Origin of the sequence: Curtobacterium sp. VKM Ac-2852, from assembly GCF_013205045.1 — a bacterium.
GTDB lineage: Bacteria > Actinomycetota > Actinomycetes > Actinomycetales > Microbacteriaceae > Curtobacterium > Curtobacterium flaccumfaciens.
This window is the reverse complement of record NZ_JABMLI010000001.1, coordinates 928185-945649: the sequence shown is the minus strand read 5'-3', so window position 1 is coordinate 945649 and position 17465 is coordinate 928185. Positions and strand designations below refer to the sequence as shown.

Here is a 17465-nt window from a genome sequence, read left to right as displayed (position 1 = left end):
CGATCCGCGTGGAACGGGCCTCCCGGCTGTCACAACCTGTGAGACCGGTGTGACACGCCCGAAACCCAGCGTCCTTTAAACTCTCGTGGTGAGCGCCCCGCAGACCGACACCACGCCCCGGAACCGCTTCGCGACCGGCCTCGATCGATTCTTCTCCATCACGCAACGCGGATCGTCGATCCCCCGCGAGGTCCGCGGTGGCCTCGTCTCGTTCGTGACGATGGCGTACATCGTCATCCTGAACCCCCTCATCCTCGGCGGGTTCAGCGCCGACCAGGCCGCCAAGGACGTCAGCGGCGGATGGCTCGAGAACGCTCAGGTGGCCGCGGCGACCGGCCTCGTCGCCGGCGTCATGACCATCGCGATGGGCATCATCGCGAACCTGCCGTTCGGCATCGCCGCGGGGCTCGGGATCAACTCGTTCCTCGCCGTCAGCGTCGTGCACCAGGTCACCTGGGCCGAGGCGATGGGGCTGGTCGTCATCAACGGTGTGATCATCGTGATCCTCGCGTTGACCGGCATCCGGACGATGATCTTCACCGCCGTCCCGGCACAGCTGAAGGCCGCGATCACGGTCGGCATCGGCCTGTTCATCGCGTTCATCGGGCTCGTCGACTCCGGCTTCGTGCGGTCCTCCGGGCTCGCGTCGCCGCCGCTGCAGCTCGGTGAGGACGGCTCCGTCGGCGCCCTGCCGACCATCGTGTTCCTGATCGGCCTGATCATCATCGGCACGCTCATGGCCCGCCGGGTCAAGGGTGCGCTGCTCATCGGCATCGTCGCGACCACGATCATCGCGATCATCCTGCAGGCGATCTTCCAGGTACCGACGTCGGTCGACTCGAAGACCGGCTGGAACCTCAACGCCCCCGGCCTGCCGAGCGCGCTGTTCGCCGTGCCGGACCTGTCGCTCGTCGGCCACGCCGACGTCTTCGGTGCCTTCACCCGCATCGGCCCGCTCGCCGCGTCGATGCTCGTCTTCACCCTCGTCTTCACGAACTTCTTCGACGCCATGGGCACCATGACCGGTCTGGCCAAGGCCGCCGGTGTCGCGAAGCCCGACGGCACGTTCCCCCGCCTGAAGTCGGCGCTCGTCGTCGAGGGCGTCGGCGCGATCGCCGGTGGTGGCGCATCGGTGTCGTCGAACACCGTCTTCATCGACTCGGCCTCCGGCATCGGCGAGGGCGCCCGCACGGGCATGGCCTCGGTCGTCACCGGCCTGCTGTTCCTGGCGTCGATGTTCCTCACGCCGCTCACCCAGGTCGTCCCGCTCGAGGTCGCCGCCGCCGGGCTCGTCGTCGTCGGTGCGCTCATGGTCGCGCAGGTCGCGGACATCTCGTGGTCGGACTTCGGCTCGGCCCTGCCGGCGTTCCTGACGATCGTCGTCATGCCGCTGACCTACTCGATCGCGAACGGCATCGGCGCCGGCTTCATCAGCTGGGTGCTCATCAAGCTGCTGTCCGGCCGTGGCCGTGAGGTCTCGTGGCTGCTCTACGTCGTCGCCGCGGGCTTCCTGCTGTACTTCGCGCGGGGGCCGTTGGAGGCGCTGCTCGGCGTCGGCTGAGGCTTTCGAGCAACCTTGCTTCGGCACGGTTCGATTCTGCACAACCAAAGACGGCTCGCGCCACGGGATCCCGTGGCGCGAGCCGTCTTTGGTTGTGCGACGGCGGGCGAGGGACGCGGCCGGCCGCGTCGGCCTGGAGGCCCGTGGTCAGTCCGGCAGGTCGCTCGGCGTGGCCTCGTGGTGGCGCTGGTCCTGGGTGCGACGGTCTTCCTTCATGCCGGCCTCGAACAGGTGGCGACGGCCCTGCACGAGCTCGTCGCGCGCCGTGCGCTCGAGCTCCTTGGCGAGGGCGTAGTAGCCGTCGTCGTAGTCCTCGACGATCTGGAACGTCCAGCGGCCCGCGATGACGTTGCGGCCCACGAGTTCGGTGTCGATGCGTTCGGCGAGTTCGGTGTGCCCGGCCTTGCGCAGCTGCTCGACCGCCTCACCGAGGTTCAGGTCAGCGGTGCCGGTCAGTCGGTGGAACCCGTAGAGCAGGCCTCGGGCGTGCTCGATGACCTCGACCGCGGCGGACAGGCTGCCGAGCGCCTCGACCGTGGCCTCGGACACCCCCTCGGGAACCTGGTGCTGCGCGTCGGGGCCCTGTGCGTCGTTCGTCATGGGTCCCGTCTACACGACGACTGCCGAGGCCGAGCGCAGTCACTTCGTCTGGTTGGGGTGGTGGGTGTGCACGTCGGTGATGCACACCACCCGGTCATCCACGTCGACCGTGAACCAGATCCGGGCGCCGCGCTTCAGCTCGAACTGACGACGCGTCCACTCCCGGCCGGAGTGTCGAACCACACCGAGTTCCCCGCGCAGGGCGTGGCAGGACAGGTCCTCGGTCAACGGATCCGTGGTCAGCCGATCCCACGCGGCAGCGACTGCGTTCCGCTGCACCGCCACCACGTCGCGCCACCCCTGTTCCGCGCCGCGCGTCCCGAAGACGATCGTGTACTCCGTCGAACGGATCGGCCGGGGGACCCCGCCGCGCCGGCCCGCCACCGCGTCAGGGCTTCTCGACGCGGATCGGCTCAGCGAGGATCTCCGGCTCTCCGGTGTCCCAGCCTGCTGCGATCGCCTCGGCACTGTTGCGCCACGCCTGCATCTCGAGCAGGAGCCTGCGCGGCTGCCGGAGCGAGAACGAGCCACGGGCGACGTCGACGATCTCCCGGGCGAAGCGCTGCTGGTCTGCGGCGCTGAGGAGCTTGATCCACGGGTACGGGATCGCCAGCCGATCGTGGAGTGGCAGTTGCTCGTTGAGCGTCACCGCGGCGATGAGCTGCGCCGCGATGTCCAGGACCGCGTCGTCGTCGTCGGACCGTTCCTTCGTGGTGAGGACGAGTGGCTTCCCGTCGCGACGGGTGACCTCGAGCGGGGCTTCTTCCGCGGCGGCGAACACCTGCTTGGCGTGGCGGGAGAGGTCTGAGGACTGCACCGACCGCCGGGATCGGGGCGGAGCACCGAGCGTCATGGATCTAGCCTATTCAGAACGTGTTCTGAACGCAACGGTCGGTTGCGACGTCGTAGGTCGACACCTACCATTCGAACACACGTTCGAACGAGGAGACCCGATGATGATCACCGACACGGCCGCCACGGTGTGGTGGGCCGAGGGCACGCCGACCCGGCTGGTGTGGGCCGGACGGCGCTGGCGGGTGAGCGACACCCCCACCCGGCTGACCGTGACGCGCGCTGAACTGCCCACCGCGATCACCCATGCGCCCGAACGCACCGTGGGCTGGCGGTTCCAGGCGACCAGCGACGACGACGGCGAGGCCCTGGTGGTCGACATCGTGCCGCAGGGTGCCGGCTGGGGCGTGGCCCGGACGTGGACGTGAGCGGCCCGGACCGCTACCGTCCGGACATGGACAGGTGGGTGGCGCTGCTGCGCGGCGTCAACGTGAACGGCATCACGATCCGGAGCGCCGAGCTCGCGGAGCTCTTCCGAGGGCTCGGGTTCGACGACGTCCGCACCGTGCTCGCCTCGGGCAACGTCGTGTTCTCCGCCGACGTGCCCGCCGAGCAGCTCAAGACGTCGATCGAGCAGGGGCTGCGCGACCGGTTCGGGTACGACGCCTGGATCGTGCTCGTCCGGCACGACGCCCTCGCGGCCGTGGTCGACGGTTTCCCCTTCGCGCGTTCCGACGAACGGCACGACTACGTCGTGTTCGGGTCCGACGACGGTGCGCTCGACGCCTTGGTCACGGACCTCGAACTCGACGACTCGGTCGAGCGGGTCGCCCGCGGGAACGGGGTCGTCTACTGGTCCTGCCCGAAGGGTTCGAGCACCGACACCGTGTTCGCCAAGCGGGCCGGCGCCGCACGCTTCAAGCGCACGACGACGACCCGCAACACGAACACCCTGCGGAAGCTCCTGTGACGCTCGTGCACTCGAAGCGGGCCGAGACTCGCTCCCGCGGACGATCCGGGCGTTCCTGACCGCCCGAAGTGTCCGCCGCGCCGAGTCTCCGCCGACGCCGGGGTGGCTCAGGCCTGCGGCGGCTGCCCGTTGCTCGCCATGGTGCCGCCGTCGACGGGCAGGACCGCACCCGTGATGAACGAGGCCGCGTCGCTGGCCAGGAACAGGATCGCCTCGGCGACCTCGGCAGAGCGACCCCCGCGGCCGAGGGCGATGCGCTCGGTGAACTTCGACTGCAGCGACTCGTCCTCCGCCTGCTCCTGGGTCAGGTCGGTCCAGATGAGCCCCGGAGCGACGGCGTTCACGCGCACGCCGAACTGCCCGTTGTCGAGTGCAGCGGCCTTGGTGAAGTTCGTCACGCCACCCTTCGCCGCGTTGTAGGGGCTCATCCGCCAATCGGCGTCCTCACCGGAGACCGACGACGTGTTGACGATCGACCCCTTCGTCTCGCGCAGGAACGGCAGGGCCGCCCGGGTGCCGTAGAACACACCGGACAGGTCGGTCTCGATGACCCGGCGCCACTCGGCCGTGCTGATGTCGGTGATGTCGCCCGAGCTGAAGGTCCCGGCGTTGTTCACCAGGACGTCGAGCCGGTCGAAGCGGTCGATCGCCGCCGAGACGACGGTCTCCCAGTCGTCCGGGCTCGCCACGTCGGCATGCAGGGCGACGACCCGGTGCGTCGGCAGGGAGTCACCCACCGCGCGGACCTTCTCCTCGACGCTGTCGGTCAGCACGACCGACGCGCCCTCGTCGATGAACGCCCGCACCGTCGCCTCGCCGATGCCGGACCCAGCGCCCGTGACGATCGCGACCTTGCCCTCGAACCGGTTGCCCATGATGTCTCCTCTCGTTGCACGAACCGTGCCCGGGGAGACGCCATCGACCCGAGGGGCACGAGCGACCACGGTGCCCCGGACCGGCTGGACGCGTTCGGAGGCGCCGCGAACGCCGCGGGGACGCAGGTCGCCCCGGCACCGCGAGGCGGAACCGGGGCGACGTGCGACTGCGGCGCAGCGACTGGCGTCAGCCGGTCGAGTCGTCGAGGTCGAAGTCGCGCTCCAGGGAGATCGTCGGGATCGACGCCGTGATGACCGAGCCGTCCGCCCGCAGCGTGCCCTGGATGTCGCTGGTGGTCGGGGCGTGCCCGGACATGCGCGGTCCGTGGTGCGGCAGCGGCACCACGGTGGGCTCCCCCGCCTCGATGTCCCACTGCTGGTTGTGCACCCACACCGTGAAGCCCGAACCGGTCTCGACCGTGAGGGTCATGGCTTCCTGCTCGAGGTCCACCCGGACCCGCGACCCGCGCACGGTCAGACGGTAGGACAGACGGTCCCAGTGCTTCGGCAACCGCGGGTTGAAGGTCATCCGACCGCCGTGGTCACGCATGCCACCGAACCCGTTGACGAGGGCACCCCAGATGCCACCGGTCGACGCGATGTGCACGCCATCCGAGGTGTTGCCGTGCAGGTCCGCCAGGTCGACGTAGAGCGCGGTCTGGAAGTACTGGTCGGCGAGGTCGTGGTACCCGACCTCGGCCGCCATGATCGACTGGACGACCGCGGACAGCGTCGAGTCACCGGTGGTGAGTGCGTCGTAGTAGTCGAAGTCGCGACGCTTCTCGGCCGCCGTGAACTCGTGTCCCTGCAGGAACAGCGCGAGCACGACGTCGGCCTGCTTGAGCACCTGGAACCGGTAGATCACCAGCGGGTGGTAGTGGAGCAGCAGCGGGCGCTTGGACTCCGGGGTGTTCTCGAGGTCCCAGAGTTCCTTGTCGAGGAACTGGGCGTCCTGCGGGTGGATGCCGCGGTGCGGGTCGAACGGGATCTCCATCGACTCGGCGGCGTGCTCCCACTCGACGAGCTCGTCCGGCTGCAGACCGGTCCGGCGCACCATGCGGTCGTACTCTTCGGCGTCGTCGGCGGCGAGCTCGCGGCAGGCGTTGACGGCGAACCACAGGTTCGCCCGCGCCATCACGTTCGTGTAGAGGTTGTCGTCGACGACGGTCGTGTACTCGTCCGGCCCGGTGACGCCGTCGATGTGGAACTTCTTGTCGCCGTTGGACCGCCAGAACCCGAGGTCGGCCCAGAGCCGGGCGGTCTCGACGAGCACGTCGATGGCGCCGCGCTTCAGGAACTCGCGGTCCCCCGAGGCCCGGACGTACTGCATGAGCGCATGCGAGATGTCGGCGTCGATGTGGTACTGCGCGGTGCCGGCGGCGTAGTAGGCGCTGGACTCTTCACCGTTGATCGTCCGCCACGGGAACAGGGCACCGCGCTGGTTCAGCTCGCGGGCCCGAGCCCGTGCCGCGTCGAGCATGTTGTAACGGAAGCGCAGGGCGTTCCGGGCGACGATCGGCGCCGTGTACGACAGGAACGGCAGGACGTAGATCTCCATGTCCCAGAAGTAGTGGCCGCCGTAGCCGGAGCCGGTGACGCCCTTCGCGGCGATGCCGTGGCCGTCGGTGCGGGCGGTGGCCTGCGCCAGCTGGAAGAGGTTCCAGCGGACGGCCTGCTGGATCGCGGGCTGACCGGCGATCTCGACGTCGCTGCGGGCCCAGTAGTCGTCGAGCCAGTCGCGCTGCTTCGCGAACGTCTCGTCGACGTTCTCGGCGTGCGCGCGGTCGAGCGTGCGGTCGCACCGGTCGGCCAGCTCGCGCACGGGTACCCCGCGGGAGGTGTGGTAGACCACGTGCTTCACGAGCCGGATGGGCTGCCCCGCGCGGGCCTGCACCCGGTAGACGTGCTTCGCCAGGTCGTCCTCGATCGAGGAGGACTCGTCCCAGCTGTTCTCGGTCTCGATGTGGTGCTCGACGCCGACGCAGATCGTCATGCCGGAGCTGGAGGCCTGGTACCCCAGGACCGAACGGCCGCCGGTGCTGCGCTTGAGCTTCGGCACGAGCACCCGCTCGGTGAACGACTCGGCCTTGCGCGGGTCGAAGGCGTTCGCCGCAGCCCGCATGCCGGCGTGGTACTCGTCCTGCACGTCCTGGCGGTTGAGGATCTGGCTGGACAGCAGGATCGAGGCGTCCGCGTCGAGCACGGTGACCTCGTAGTCGATGACGGCGAGGTGCCGGTCGGTGAACGACACGAGTCGACGTGCCCGAATGAGCACCCGCTTGCCGGACGGCGTCGACCACTCGGTCTCGCGGAACAGGTAGCCGCCGCGGAACTCCAGCCGACGCGTGTGCCGGAGGATGTCGGCTTCGGCCAGCACGAGCGGCTCGTCGTCGACGTAGAGGCGGATGACCTTGGCGTCGGGCGCGTTGATGATCGTCTGCCCGGTCTTCGCGAAGCCGAAGGCGTCTTCCGCGTGCCGGATCGGCCAGGTCTCGTGGAACCCGTTGATGTACGTGCCGTACTGCACGCCGCCACGGCCTTCGTCGAGGTTGCCGCGCAGGCCGAGGTACCCGTTGCCGACGGCGAAGTTCGTCTCGGCGACGCCCTGCTCGTCGGGGGTGTACTCGGTCTCGACGAGGGCCCACTCGTCGATCGGGTAGCGGACGCGGTCGAGGGGGTCCGAGGTGATGGGGTTCATGCTGCTCCGTGGGAAGGGAGGGAGATGGGTACGTCGGTGCGGCCGGCAGGCAGGGAGTGTCCGGCCGGGCCTACGTCGTGCTGGTGGTCGGTGCGGGCAGCTCGTCGATGAGTTCGGCGAGGTCGGACACCACGACGTCGGCACCGTGCTCGCGCAGGGCGTCCGCCCCGGCGCCCCGGTCGACACCGACGACGAGACCGAACGAGCCGTTGCGGCCAGCTTCGACCCCGCTGGTGGCGTCCTCGACCACGACGCACTCGGCGGCGGTGAGCCCGAACCGCGTCGCCGCGTCGAGGTAGGTGTCGGGCGCGGGCTTGCCGGTTAGGCCGTCCTGGCGCGCGACGAGCCCGTCGACGACCACCGGGAACCGGTCGAGGATGCCCGCCGTCCGGAGCACCGAGGTGGCGTTCGCCGAGCTTGAGACGACCGCGACGGACAGTCCGGCGGCGATCGCGGCGGTCAGGAACCGCAGCGAACCCGGGTAGGGCTCGACGCCGTGCTCGTCGAGCTCGGCGGTGAACTCCGCGTTCTTCCGGTTGCCGAGCCCGCACACCGTGTCGGTGTCGGGCGCGTCGTCGGGGGTGCCCTGCGGCAGGTCGATGCCGCGCGACTCGAGCAGCGAGCGCACGCCGTCGTAGCGGGGCTTGCCGTCGATGTAGGTGAAGTAGTCCTGCTCGGTGTACGGCGCGACCCCGTGCGCTTCGAGGTACGGCGTGAACAGTCGGCTCCAGGCCCGCATGTGGACGTCGGCGGTCGGGGTGAGCACGCCGTCGAGGTCGAACAGGAGCGCTCGCTGGTCACTGAGTCGCGCGGGCGTGCGCTGGTCCTGCGTCGTCATCTGCGGTCCTCCGGGGACTGGTGGTGGACGTGTGGCTCCCGACGAGTCTAGGACCGCTCCAGTCCGGACGTTCCGACGCGCCGCACCCTGTGGAGAGAGTTCACCGGCCGCTCCGCTGTGCAGGGAGGACCCCCGCCACGGCGCACCTGTGAGGCCTCTGAGACACACCCCGGCACGCTGACCCGGACGAAAGGCACCACCATGACCAGCGACACCACGGCCGCACCCCACGACGGCACGCAGTCGAAGCTCCGCCAGGCGATCACCGGCCCGCTGCTGTTCCTCTTCATCCTCGGCGACGTGCTCGGCGCCGGCATCTACGCCCTGATGGGGACGCTGGCGAAGGACGTCGGCGGTGCACTCTGGGCACCGCTGGTGCTCGCGCTCCTGCTGGCACTGCTCACGGCGGGCTCCTACGCCGAACTCGTGACGAAGTACCCGAAGGCCGGCGGTGCCGCGGTCTTCGCCGAACGCGCCTACAAGGCGCCCATCGTCTCGTTCCTGGTCGGGTTCAGCATGCTCGCCGCCGGCGTCACGAGCGCCGCCGGCCTGTCGCTCGCCTTCGCCGGCGACTACCTCGGCACGTTCGTCGACCTGCCGCCCGTGCCCACCGCGATCGTCTTCCTCGCCCTGATCGCCTGCCTGAACGCCCGCGGCATCTCCGATTCGCTCAAGAGCAACGTCGTGATGACGATCATCGAGGTCTCCGGTCTCGTCATCGTGATCGTCGTCGTGGCCGTGATGCTCGGCGGTGGCGGCGGTGACGTCTCCCGGATCGGCGCGTTCCCGTCCGAGGCGAACCCGGCCCTGGCGACCCTGAGCGCCGCGATCGTCGCCTACTACTCGTTCGTCGGCTTCGAGACGTCCGCCAACATCGCGGAGGAGGTCCGCGACCCCCGCCGCGTCTACCCCAAGGCCCTGTTCGGCGCCCTCGCCACCGCCGGCGTCGTCTACGTCCTCGTCGCCCTCGCCAGCGCGATCGCCCTGCCCGCCTCGGAGCTGTCCGAGTCCAGCGGCCCACTGCTCGCGGTCGTCTCCGCCACCGGCGTCCCGATCCCCGACTGGGTCTTCAGCCTCATCGCCCTGGTCGCCGTCGCGAACGGCGCGCTGCTCACGATGATCATGTCGAGCCGCGTGACCTACGGCATGGCCGAGCAGCGGCTCCTGCCCGCCCTGCTCGCGAAGGTCCTGCCGAACCGGAAGACCCCGTGGACCGCCATCGTCGCCACCACGATCGTCGCGATGCTCCTGACCCTGGTGGGTGACGTGGGCGTGCTGGCCGAGACCGTCGTGCTCCTGCTGCTCTTCGTGTTCATCAGCACCAACGTCGCCGTCCTGGTGCTCCGCCGCGACCACGTCGAGCACGACCACTTCCGGGTCTGGACGTTCGTCCCGGTGCTCGGGGTGCTGTCGTGCATCCTGCTGCTGACGCAGCAGAGCGGTCAGGTCTGGCTCTACGCCGCGATCCTGCTCGCCGTCGGCGTGGTCCTGTACTTCGTCGCCCGGTTCACCGGGCGCCGTTCCGGACGCGACCACGAGGCGGGCGTGATCCACTGACGGCACGCCCCACGGGCCTCCAGGCGGACCGTCTGGAGGCCCGTGGTGCGTCCGCCGGTCCGCCCGCGTGGTCAGCGCAGGTCGCGCACCCAGGCCTCGATCGCGTCCGAGATCTGCTGGCGGGCATCAGCACGGCTGATGGTCGCCGTGCGGTCGCCCGGCTGGTCGCCGTAGGCGCCGAAGTCGGCGTGGTTCGACCCCTGGATCTCGGTCATGGTGGCGGTCGACGGCAGCTTGTCCCGCGCGGCGTCGACCTTGGCCGGGGTCGACAGGCCGTCACGCGAACCGGAGACGCTCAGCACGTCGATGTAGGAGCGGCTGATGTCGTTCGCGCAGTAGCTGCCGAGCAACAGCAGACCGTCGGCGTCCTGGGCGAGCTGGCACGCGCGGACTCCGCCGAGGGAGTGCCCGCCGACCGCCCAGCGGGTCACCGAGGGTGCGTGGGCCTCGAACGTCGCGAGCGGCCGGGTGTCGAAGAACGCAAGGTTCAGCGTCGGCTTCGTGATGACCACCGTCGTGCCGTTGGCGACCACCTGCCGGAACGTGGCCATGTAGGCGTACGGATCGACCTTCGCGCCGGGGATGAAGACGATCCCGACCCCGTCGGCCTGGCCGGTCGGGGTCATCACCACCGAGTCACCGGCGTCCCGGACCGCGATCCGGTCGTCGCGCCAGACCTGCAGGGCGGCGCTGCGGGTGCCCTGCATGACGATGTGCGCCCAGACGAGGAACACCACCGCGATCAGCACGACGACGGCGACGATCCAGGTGGTCCAGCGCAGCGCTCGGTTCATGTGGCCACCGTACGGCGCATCCGGACGGCGGCGTTCGCTTCGTGAGCAGGAATGGTCGGGTGCGACGTGCACACCCGACCATTCCTGCTCACGATGTCGCCCGGGAAGGGCGACCGGGACGCGCTACTTGATGGCGGCGCGGATCTCGGCGGCTGCTGCGCCGACGTCCGAGGCGCTGTAGATCGCGCTGCCGGCGACGGCGATGCGGGCACCGGCCTCCTGCACCGAGGCGACCGAGGACGCGTTCACGCCGCCCGCGATCGAGAACGGGACGCCCGACTCCTTGCCGGCGTCGAGCAGCGTCGAGAACGTGAAGCCCTCTTCGGCCTGCTCGTCGAGCCCGGCGTGGACCTCGACGAACTCGGCGCCGAGTGCGACGACCTCGCGGGCACGGGCGGCCTTGTCGGAGACGCCGATCAGGTCGACGACGATGCCCTTGCCGTGCTTCTTCGCGGCCTTGACGGCGCCGACGATCGTCGAGTCGCCGGCGACACCGAGGACGGTGACCAGGTCGGCACCGGCCGAGAAGGCGATGTCGGCCTCGAGCTCACCGGCGTCCATGGTCTTGAGGTCGGCGAACACGATCTTGTCGGGGTGTGCTTCCTTGATCGCGGTGACGGCGGAAAGGCCGGCGCTCTTGATCAGGGGCGTGCCGAGCTCGAGGACGTCGACGTGCGGCGCGGCCGCGGCGGCGAGCTCGAGGGCGGCTTCGGTGGTCAGGGTGTCCATGGCGAACTGGAGCTGCATGGGTGTGCCTTTCATTCGAGGTTGGCGTGACGGGGCCAGAGGTCGTCGGCGGACTGCCCGCCTCGGGCCCACAGGGCGTGGAACACGGCGTCGCCCACCAGGGCGACGGCCTGTTCGAAGAGGCTTCCGGCGTACTGGGCCGAAGCCGTGCCGGAGCGGTCGGTCTTCGTCGCGGCGGGCAGCACGATCGTGACGTCCGCCAGCTCGGAGAGCGGGGAGTCGTCGGTGGTCGAGAGCGCCACGACGGCGGCGCCGACCTCGTGCGCGGTGCGCGCGGCCTGCACGATGCCGGTGGTCGTACCGGAGCCGCTCGCGACGAGGAGCAGGTCACCCGGACGGATGGCCGGAGTGGTGACCTCGCCGACGACGTGCGCGTCGAGGCCGAGGTGCATGAGGCGCATCGCGGTCATGCGGAGGGCGAGTCCGGAGCGCCCGGCGCCGTGGACGAACACCCGGTCGGCGCCCTCGATCAGGTCGAGTGCGCGCTGGGCCGGGGCGTCGTCGAGGCGGGCTGCCAGGTCGCCGACCTCGCGGACGACCAGGTCGAGCGCTGCGGAGACGGTGGTTGCTGCCATGCCCTCGATCCTTCCGTCGCGCGCCTCGGCACGCCGCTACCCGCCCCGGCAGGGACCCCATCCCATCGGGTGGGCCCGTCCGCTCGGGTGGGACGGGTACCGTCGCGTCCATGGACGCATCGGTCGACACCCTGGAGGCCCGGGGCGGCTCCGCCATCCGGCTCGCGGCCGCCGAGCACGCCCGCACGGTCGCCGAGCAGGCGGACCGGCACGCGCTGACCCTCGAGTCCGTCCTCGCCGTGCTCCGGTCGTCGCGGGTCACCGACGCGGCCGCCCGGGCCGAGGCCGTCGAGATCGCCTCGGCCGCCCTCGTCGACCTGCGCACCGTGACCGATCAGCAGCGGAGCACCCTGCTCGAACCCGTCACCGGCGCGTTCTCGCGGTTGCGCGCCGACCTGCGGCCGCTCGTGCGCTTCGGGGACCTCGACGTGCAGTTCGTCGAGCCGCCGGCCACCGGCCGTGCGCTCCCGGGTGACGTCGCCCACGCGGCCCGGGCGATCGTCCGGACCGCGGTGCTCGCCCTGGTCGACGACGGTGCGGCGAAGCGGGTGCGCATCCAGTGGGACTGCGACGGCCGGAACCTGCTCATGCAGCTCCGCGACGACGGCTCCGGCACGCTCGACGTGCACGACGACGCCATGCGGCCGATCGCGGAGCGGGTCGTCACGCTCGACGGGCGGGTGCAGGTCGCGAGCACGCCCGGCTGGGGGTCCGTGCTCGACATCTCACTGCCGCTCGACCCGCGGCCGACCGAGGTGGACGCGGCCGACGACGGCGACCTGACCCCGCGGGAGCGCGACGTCCTGCGGCTCGTGGCGACCGGTGTCGGCAACCGGGAGATCGCCGAGGGACTCGGCATCAGCGTCAACACCGTGAAGTACCACGTGGCGAACCTGCTCCGGAAGCACGGCGCCCGGACCCGGGCCGAGCTCGCGGCGTTCAGCTCCCGGGCGTGAACCGACGGGACCGCGACGAGGCGTCCCGACGAGACCGCGACAACGGGTACCGACGGTCGAGCGCGGGCTCGACGACGGTCGCCATCAGGAACTGGGAGAGCAGCCGCCCACCCGCCCAGTAGATGGGGATGACGAAGATCGCGGCACCCGGCCAGATGCGCGAACCGATGAGCGCCAGGGTGCCGAGCGTCACGACGATGCCGACACCGGAGTACAGGTACTGCCAGCCGCGCGAAGCAGCGTCGCGCTGCGCCTGCTCGCGCTCGGCGCGCTCGTCGAGACCGCGCACCCCGGGGTCGAGCGACGCCGGCTCCTCGGTGGCGAACAGGTCGCGCACGGGGACCTCGAGGGCCGTGGCCACCGCGGACAGCGACTCGAGGCTCGCGTCGTTGCCGCTCTCCATCCGTTGCACCGTCCGCACGGCGATGCCGCTCGTCTCGGCCAGTCGTTCCTGGGTCCAGCCCCGCAGTCGTCGGAGTTCACCGATCCGCATCTCGTTCATGTCTTGAACAGTAGGGAACCGCGGAACGGCGCACCACGACAGGGACCCGCCACCGACACGACAGCTTCCCGCCAGTCCCCCGACAGCGGCGCTCGCCTACGCTCCGGGGGCGAAGCGGTAGCCCATTCCGGACTCCGTCACCAGGTAGCGCGGGTGCGCGGGGTCGGGCTCGAGCTTCCGCCGCAGCTGCGCCATGTACAGCCGCAGGTACCCGGAGTCGTTACCGTGCGTCGGCCCCCAGACCTCGGTCAACAGCATCTCGCGGGTCATCAGGCGGTCGGGGTTCGTGACCAGGACCTCGAGCAGGCGCCACTCGGTGGGCGTCAGGCGGATCGCCGGACCCTCGGCCGGGGTGACCTGCTTCGCGACGAGGTCCACGAGCAGCGGTCCGATCGCGATCGTCGGGGTCTCCTCCGACGCCACCACCCGTCGCCGTCCGAGTGCCCGCAGCCGGGCGAGGAGCTCGTCCATCTGGAACGGCTTCGTCACGTAGTCGTCGGCACCGGCGTCGAGCGCGTCGACCTTGTCGGACGAGTCGGTGCGCCCGGAGAGCACGAGGACCGGCACCTGCGACCAGGCCCGGACGCCCTCGAGCACGCCGATGCCGTCGAGCCGGGGCATGCCGAGGTCGAGCAGCACCAGGTCGGGGCGCTCGGTGATGACGGCGTCGATCGCCTCGCGCCCGTCCCGAGCCGTGACGACGTCGTACCCGCGCGCCGAGAGCGTCACCGAGAGGGCGCGGACGAGCTGTGCGTCGTCGTCAGCGATCAGGACCTTCATCGGATCTCCACTCCCACGTGCCCGGCGATCGGCAGCCGCACCACGACGGTGAGCCCACCGCCCGGGGTGTCGTCGACCTCGATCGTGCCGCCCATGCCCTCGGTGAACCCGCGCGCCAGGGCCAGGCCGAGCCCGAGGCCGGTCTCGTTGTCGGTGTCACCGAGTCGCTGGAACGGCTGGAACACCTCGTCGCGGCGGTCCTCGGGGATGCCGGGGCCGTGGTCGGCGACGCGGAGTTCCACCCCGCCGGCGAACGCGCTCGCGGCGACCCGGACGTGGGTGCCGTCCGGGGCGTACCGCGCCGCGTTGGCGAGCAGGTTCACGACGACGCGCTGCAGCAGGACCGGGTCGGCGAGCACCGGCGGCAGGTCGGCGGGCAGGTCGAGGTCGACGTCGTCCGGGCCGAGCTCCAGCTCGTCGAGCGCGGGGGCGACCACCGTTTCGAGCGCGATCGCCGCCGGGGTGACCGCGAGGACACCGGCCTGGACCCGGCTGACGTCCAACAGGTCTGCCAACAGCACCGCCAGCTGACCGAGGCTCTCGTCGGCGGTCGCGAGCAGCGCCTCCCGGTCGGCCCCGGACAGGTCGATGTCGGACGCACGCAGCGTCTGCACGGCGGCGGAGGCCGCGGCGATGGGGCGGCGCACGTCGTGGCCGACGGCCGCGAGCAGCGCGCTCCGGACCCGGTCGGCGGCGGCGATGCGCTCGGCGCCGACGGCGGTGCGTGTCAGTTCGCGGTGCTCGACGGCGGCGTCGAGCTGCTGCTCGACGACCCGCAGCAGCCGGCGCTGGGTCGGGTCGTCGGGCGCACCGGCGAACTCGAGCACGGCACCCGACGCCAGCGTCGTCGACGCGTCCGGCGTCGCACCGAAGTCGCCGGAGGTCGCCGGCACCTCGTCGCCCTGGCGGATCCGGACGCCGGCGAAGCCGAACGCCTCTCGTGTGCGGTCGAGCAGTGCCTGCAGGGCGTCGTCGCCGCGGAGCACGCTGCCGGCGATGCCCATCAGGAGCCCGGACTCGGCCGAGGCCCGACGGGCGGCGCGCGACCGCCGGGCGGACCGGTCGACAACGAAGCTGACAAGCACCGCACTGATCACGTACATGACCAGGGCGAACAGGTGCCACGGCTGCTGGACGGTGACCATGTAGAGGGGTTGCACGAAGAAGTAGTCGAGGCTCAGCCCGGACAGCACGGCCGTGAACACCGCCGGCCACATCCCGCCCACGAGCGCCACGACCAGGACGAGCAGCTGGTACGCCAGTACGTCCACCGTGATGGCGTCCGGGTCGCTGCCGATCGACAGCACCCAGGTGAGCAGCGGCCCGACCAGGACCGACAGCACGAACGCGGCGACCACCCGGCCGCGGGACAGGCTGCCGCCGAGCTTGGGCAGGGTGATCCCGCCGCCGGCGCGCTCGTGCGTGACGACGTGCACGTCGATGTCGCCGGACTCGCGGATCACGGTGTTGCCGATCCCCGGACCGGTCATGGCGGCCGCGAGCCGGCTGCGGCGGCTGACCCCGATCACGATCTGGGTGGCGTCGATCGACCGCGCGAACCGCACCAGCGTGCTCGGCACGTCGTCGCCGACGACCTGGTGGTACGTGCCACCGAGCTGCTCGAGCAGGGTCCGCTGCTTGCCGAGCGCGCCGGGGTGCCGGACGCGCAGGCCGTCGTTCGTCGTCACGTGCACGGCGGCGAGTTCCCCACCGGCGCTGCGGGCGGCGATGCGGGCGCCGCGGCGCAGCAGGGTCTCACCCTCGGGGCCGCCGGTCAGGGCGACGAGCACGCGCTCCCGGGTCTCCCACCGGTGCTCGATGCCGTGCTCGGCGCGGTAGGCCTTGAGCGCGTCGTCGACCTCGTCGGCGAGCCAGAGCAGGGCGATCTCGCGCAGTGCGGTGAGGTTGCCGAGGCGGAAGTAGTTCGACAGCGCGGCGTCGATCCGGGCCGCCGGGTAGACGAGCCCGTCGGAGAGCCGTTCGCGCAGCGCTGCCGGGGCCAGGTCGACGACCTCGATCTGGTCAGCCGCGCGCACCACGGCGTCGGGGACGGTCTCGCGCTGCACGGTTCCGGTGATCTCGCGGACCACGTCGCCGAGGGACTGCATGTGCTGCACGTTGACGGTCGAGATGACGTCGATGCCGGCGTCCCGCAGCGCTTCGACGTCCTGCCAGCGCTTCTCGTTCGGACTCCCCGGGGCGTTCGTGTGCGCGAGTTCGTCGACCAGCGCGACCTCGGGTGCCCGGGCGATGACGGCGTCGAGGTCGAGGTCGTCGAGGTCGACACCCCGGTGCGAGACGGTGCGCCGGGGCACGACCTCGAGCCCGTTCACCAGTGCTGCGGTGGCGGCGCGCTCGTGCGTCTCGACGACGGCGACGACCACGTCGCGACCCTCGTCGAGCAACCGACGCCCCTCTTCGAGCATCGTGTAGGTCTTGCCGACACCGGGCGCCGCACCGAGCAGGACCCGCAGCTTCCCGCGCTTCACGTGCTCATCCTCTCGCGTGCGGGGGTCGGCGCGGGGGCTGCGCACAACCAAAGTGACCTCGCGCCGCGCGATTCCGCGGTTCCGCGCGAGTTCGGTTGTGCGCAGCGCACTCGCGCCGGGCCACCCACGCTCAGGACGCCTTCGCCAGCGCCAGGTTCAGCGCGAGCACGTTCACCACGGGCTCACCGAGGAACCCGAGCTGCCGCGACTCGGTGTGCGACGCCACCAGCTGCTGCACGGTGTCCACTGACAGGCCGCGCGCCGAGGCCACACGGGCCACCTGCTGGGACGCGTAGGCGGGGCTGATGTCCGGGTCGAGCCCCGAACCGGAAGCGGTCACGGCGTCGGCGGGCACCTGCGCGGCGGAGACCCCGTCGGCCTTCGCCAGCGCCGCACGACGCTCCTCGACGGCCTTGAGCAGGTCGGCGTTGTTCGGCCCGAGGTTCGAGCCGGACGACGCCCCCGCGTCGTAGCCGTCCCCGGCGGCGGACGGCCGCGACTGGAACCAGCGGTCGGCCTGCTTGCCCGTGAACGACTGCCCGATCAACGAGGAACCGACGACCTTGCCGGACGAGTCCGTGACCATCGAGCCGTTGGCCTGGTCGTGGAACGCCGCCTGGCCGACGCCCCAGACGGCGAGCGGGTACCCGACGCCCAGGACGACGGTGGCGACGAGGGTGAGGCGGATGGCCACACCGGCGGAACGGAAGGTGGAACGTGCAGATGCCATG

The 17465-nt window shown here is 71.0% G+C and carries 18 protein-coding genes; 5 read left to right on the top strand and 13 right to left on the bottom strand.

What is annotated here, in order from left to right:
- The first annotated feature begins 85 nt into the window (after window positions 1-85).
- Window positions 86-1561 carry an NCS2 family permease gene (locus HQQ79_RS04675; RefSeq protein ID WP_027466783.1) on the top strand — a complete coding sequence of 492 codons (1476 nt, stop codon included), beginning with the start codon at window positions 86-88 and terminating at the stop codon, window positions 1559-1561.
- A gap of 147 nt (window positions 1562-1708) precedes the next feature.
- Here the strand turns inward: HQQ79_RS04675 and HQQ79_RS04670 are convergent, their stop codons facing one another.
- The 3 genes from HQQ79_RS04670 to HQQ79_RS04660 all read right to left on the bottom strand — a co-directional run bounded on the left by HQQ79_RS04670 (window position 1709) and on the right by HQQ79_RS04660 (window position 3014).
- On the bottom strand, window positions 1709-2161 hold the full coding sequence (locus tag HQQ79_RS04670; RefSeq protein WP_017887957.1) for a hypothetical protein: 453 nt from the start codon (window positions 2159-2161) through the stop codon (window positions 1709-1711).
- Window positions 2162-2200: 39 nt separating this feature from the next.
- Window positions 2201-2389 carry a hypothetical protein gene (locus tag HQQ79_RS18570; protein WP_194653228.1) on the bottom strand — a complete coding sequence of 63 codons (189 nt, stop codon included), beginning with the start codon at window positions 2387-2389 and terminating at the stop codon, window positions 2201-2203.
- 160 nt (window positions 2390-2549) lie between these two features.
- On the bottom strand, window positions 2550-3014 hold the full coding sequence (locus HQQ79_RS04660) for a prevent-host-death protein (protein ID WP_173032694.1): 465 nt from the start codon (window positions 3012-3014) through the stop codon (window positions 2550-2552).
- 100 nt (window positions 3015-3114) lie between these two features.
- On the opposite strand from HQQ79_RS04660, the gene HQQ79_RS04655 reads away from it, so the two are divergent.
- Both HQQ79_RS04655 and HQQ79_RS04650 read left to right on the top strand, forming a co-directional pair.
- Window positions 3115-3381, top strand: coding sequence for a hypothetical protein (locus HQQ79_RS04655; RefSeq protein ID WP_035809269.1), 267 nt, complete (start codon window positions 3115-3117; stop codon window positions 3379-3381).
- A 26-nt stretch (window positions 3382-3407) separates the two neighbouring features.
- Window positions 3408-3923, top strand: coding sequence for a DUF1697 domain-containing protein (locus HQQ79_RS04650; RefSeq protein WP_173032692.1), 516 nt, complete (start codon window positions 3408-3410; stop codon window positions 3921-3923).
- A 107-nt stretch (window positions 3924-4030) separates the two neighbouring features.
- Here HQQ79_RS04650 and HQQ79_RS04645 read toward each other — a convergent pair whose 3' ends face one another.
- The 3 genes from HQQ79_RS04645 to HQQ79_RS04635 form a co-directional block, all read right to left on the bottom strand.
- On the bottom strand, window positions 4031-4798 hold the full coding sequence (locus HQQ79_RS04645) for an SDR family NAD(P)-dependent oxidoreductase (protein WP_173032690.1): 768 nt from the start codon (window positions 4796-4798) through the stop codon (window positions 4031-4033).
- 187 nt (window positions 4799-4985) lie between these two features.
- Window positions 4986-7496, bottom strand: a complete 2511-nt coding sequence (locus HQQ79_RS04640) for a glycoside hydrolase family 65 protein (RefSeq protein WP_027466788.1) — start codon at window positions 7494-7496, stop codon at window positions 4986-4988.
- Window positions 7497-7566: 70 nt separating this feature from the next.
- The gene (locus tag HQQ79_RS04635; RefSeq protein ID WP_173032688.1) at window positions 7567-8334 is read right to left on the bottom strand and encodes an HAD family phosphatase; all 768 of its coding nucleotides are present in this window, start codon (window positions 8332-8334) and stop codon (window positions 7567-7569) included.
- Window positions 8335-8535: 201 nt separating this feature from the next.
- Between HQQ79_RS04635 and HQQ79_RS04630 the strand changes: the two genes are divergently transcribed.
- Window positions 8536-9891 (top strand): APC family permease, encoded by a 1356-nt coding sequence (locus tag HQQ79_RS04630; protein ID WP_035809271.1) that lies wholly within the window; start codon window positions 8536-8538, stop codon window positions 9889-9891.
- A 71-nt stretch (window positions 9892-9962) separates the two neighbouring features.
- On the opposite strand, the gene HQQ79_RS04625 is transcribed toward HQQ79_RS04630, so the two are convergent.
- The 3 genes from HQQ79_RS04625 to hxlB all read right to left on the bottom strand — a co-directional run bounded on the left by HQQ79_RS04625 (window position 9963) and on the right by hxlB (window position 12007).
- The gene (locus HQQ79_RS04625; RefSeq protein ID WP_027466790.1) at window positions 9963-10685 is read right to left on the bottom strand and encodes an alpha/beta hydrolase; all 723 of its coding nucleotides are present in this window, start codon (window positions 10683-10685) and stop codon (window positions 9963-9965) included.
- Between the two features lie 123 nt (window positions 10686-10808).
- Window positions 10809-11432 (bottom strand): 3-hexulose-6-phosphate synthase, encoded by a 624-nt coding sequence (gene hxlA / locus HQQ79_RS04620; protein ID WP_027466791.1) that lies wholly within the window; start codon window positions 11430-11432, stop codon window positions 10809-10811.
- Window positions 11433-11443: 11 nt separating this feature from the next.
- Window positions 11444-12007: a 6-phospho-3-hexuloisomerase gene (hxlB, locus tag HQQ79_RS04615; RefSeq protein ID WP_173032686.1), complete on the bottom strand. Its 564-nt coding sequence runs from the start codon at window positions 12005-12007 to the stop codon at window positions 11444-11446.
- Window positions 12008-12117: 110 nt separating this feature from the next.
- Between hxlB and HQQ79_RS04610 the strand changes: the two genes are divergently transcribed.
- Window positions 12118-12963 (top strand): LuxR C-terminal-related transcriptional regulator, encoded by an 846-nt coding sequence (locus HQQ79_RS04610; RefSeq protein WP_173032684.1) that lies wholly within the window; start codon window positions 12118-12120, stop codon window positions 12961-12963.
- Here HQQ79_RS04610 and HQQ79_RS04605 read toward each other — a convergent pair.
- From HQQ79_RS04605 to kdpC, 4 genes are all read right to left on the bottom strand, one after another.
- Complete coding sequence (locus HQQ79_RS04605) at window positions 12947-13465, bottom strand: helix-turn-helix domain-containing protein (RefSeq protein ID WP_027466794.1); 519 nt, start codon at window positions 13463-13465, stop codon at window positions 12947-12949. The two genes, HQQ79_RS04610 and HQQ79_RS04605, sit on opposite strands and share 17 nt — an antisense overlap.
- A gap of 96 nt (window positions 13466-13561) precedes the next feature.
- Entirely contained in the window at window positions 13562-14245 is a 684-nt protein-coding gene (locus HQQ79_RS04600; protein WP_027466795.1) for a response regulator, read from the bottom strand.
- Window positions 14242-16734, bottom strand: a complete 2493-nt coding sequence (locus tag HQQ79_RS04595; RefSeq protein WP_367948057.1) for an ATP-binding protein — start codon at window positions 16732-16734, stop codon at window positions 14242-14244. The genes HQQ79_RS04600 and HQQ79_RS04595 overlap by 4 nt, the downstream gene beginning before the upstream one ends.
- Window positions 16735-16864: 130 nt before the next feature.
- Window positions 16865-17464: a K(+)-transporting ATPase subunit C gene (gene kdpC, locus HQQ79_RS04590; protein ID WP_173032680.1), complete on the bottom strand. Its 600-nt coding sequence runs from the start codon at window positions 17462-17464 to the stop codon at window positions 16865-16867.
- Window position 17465: the final 1 nt, after the last annotated feature.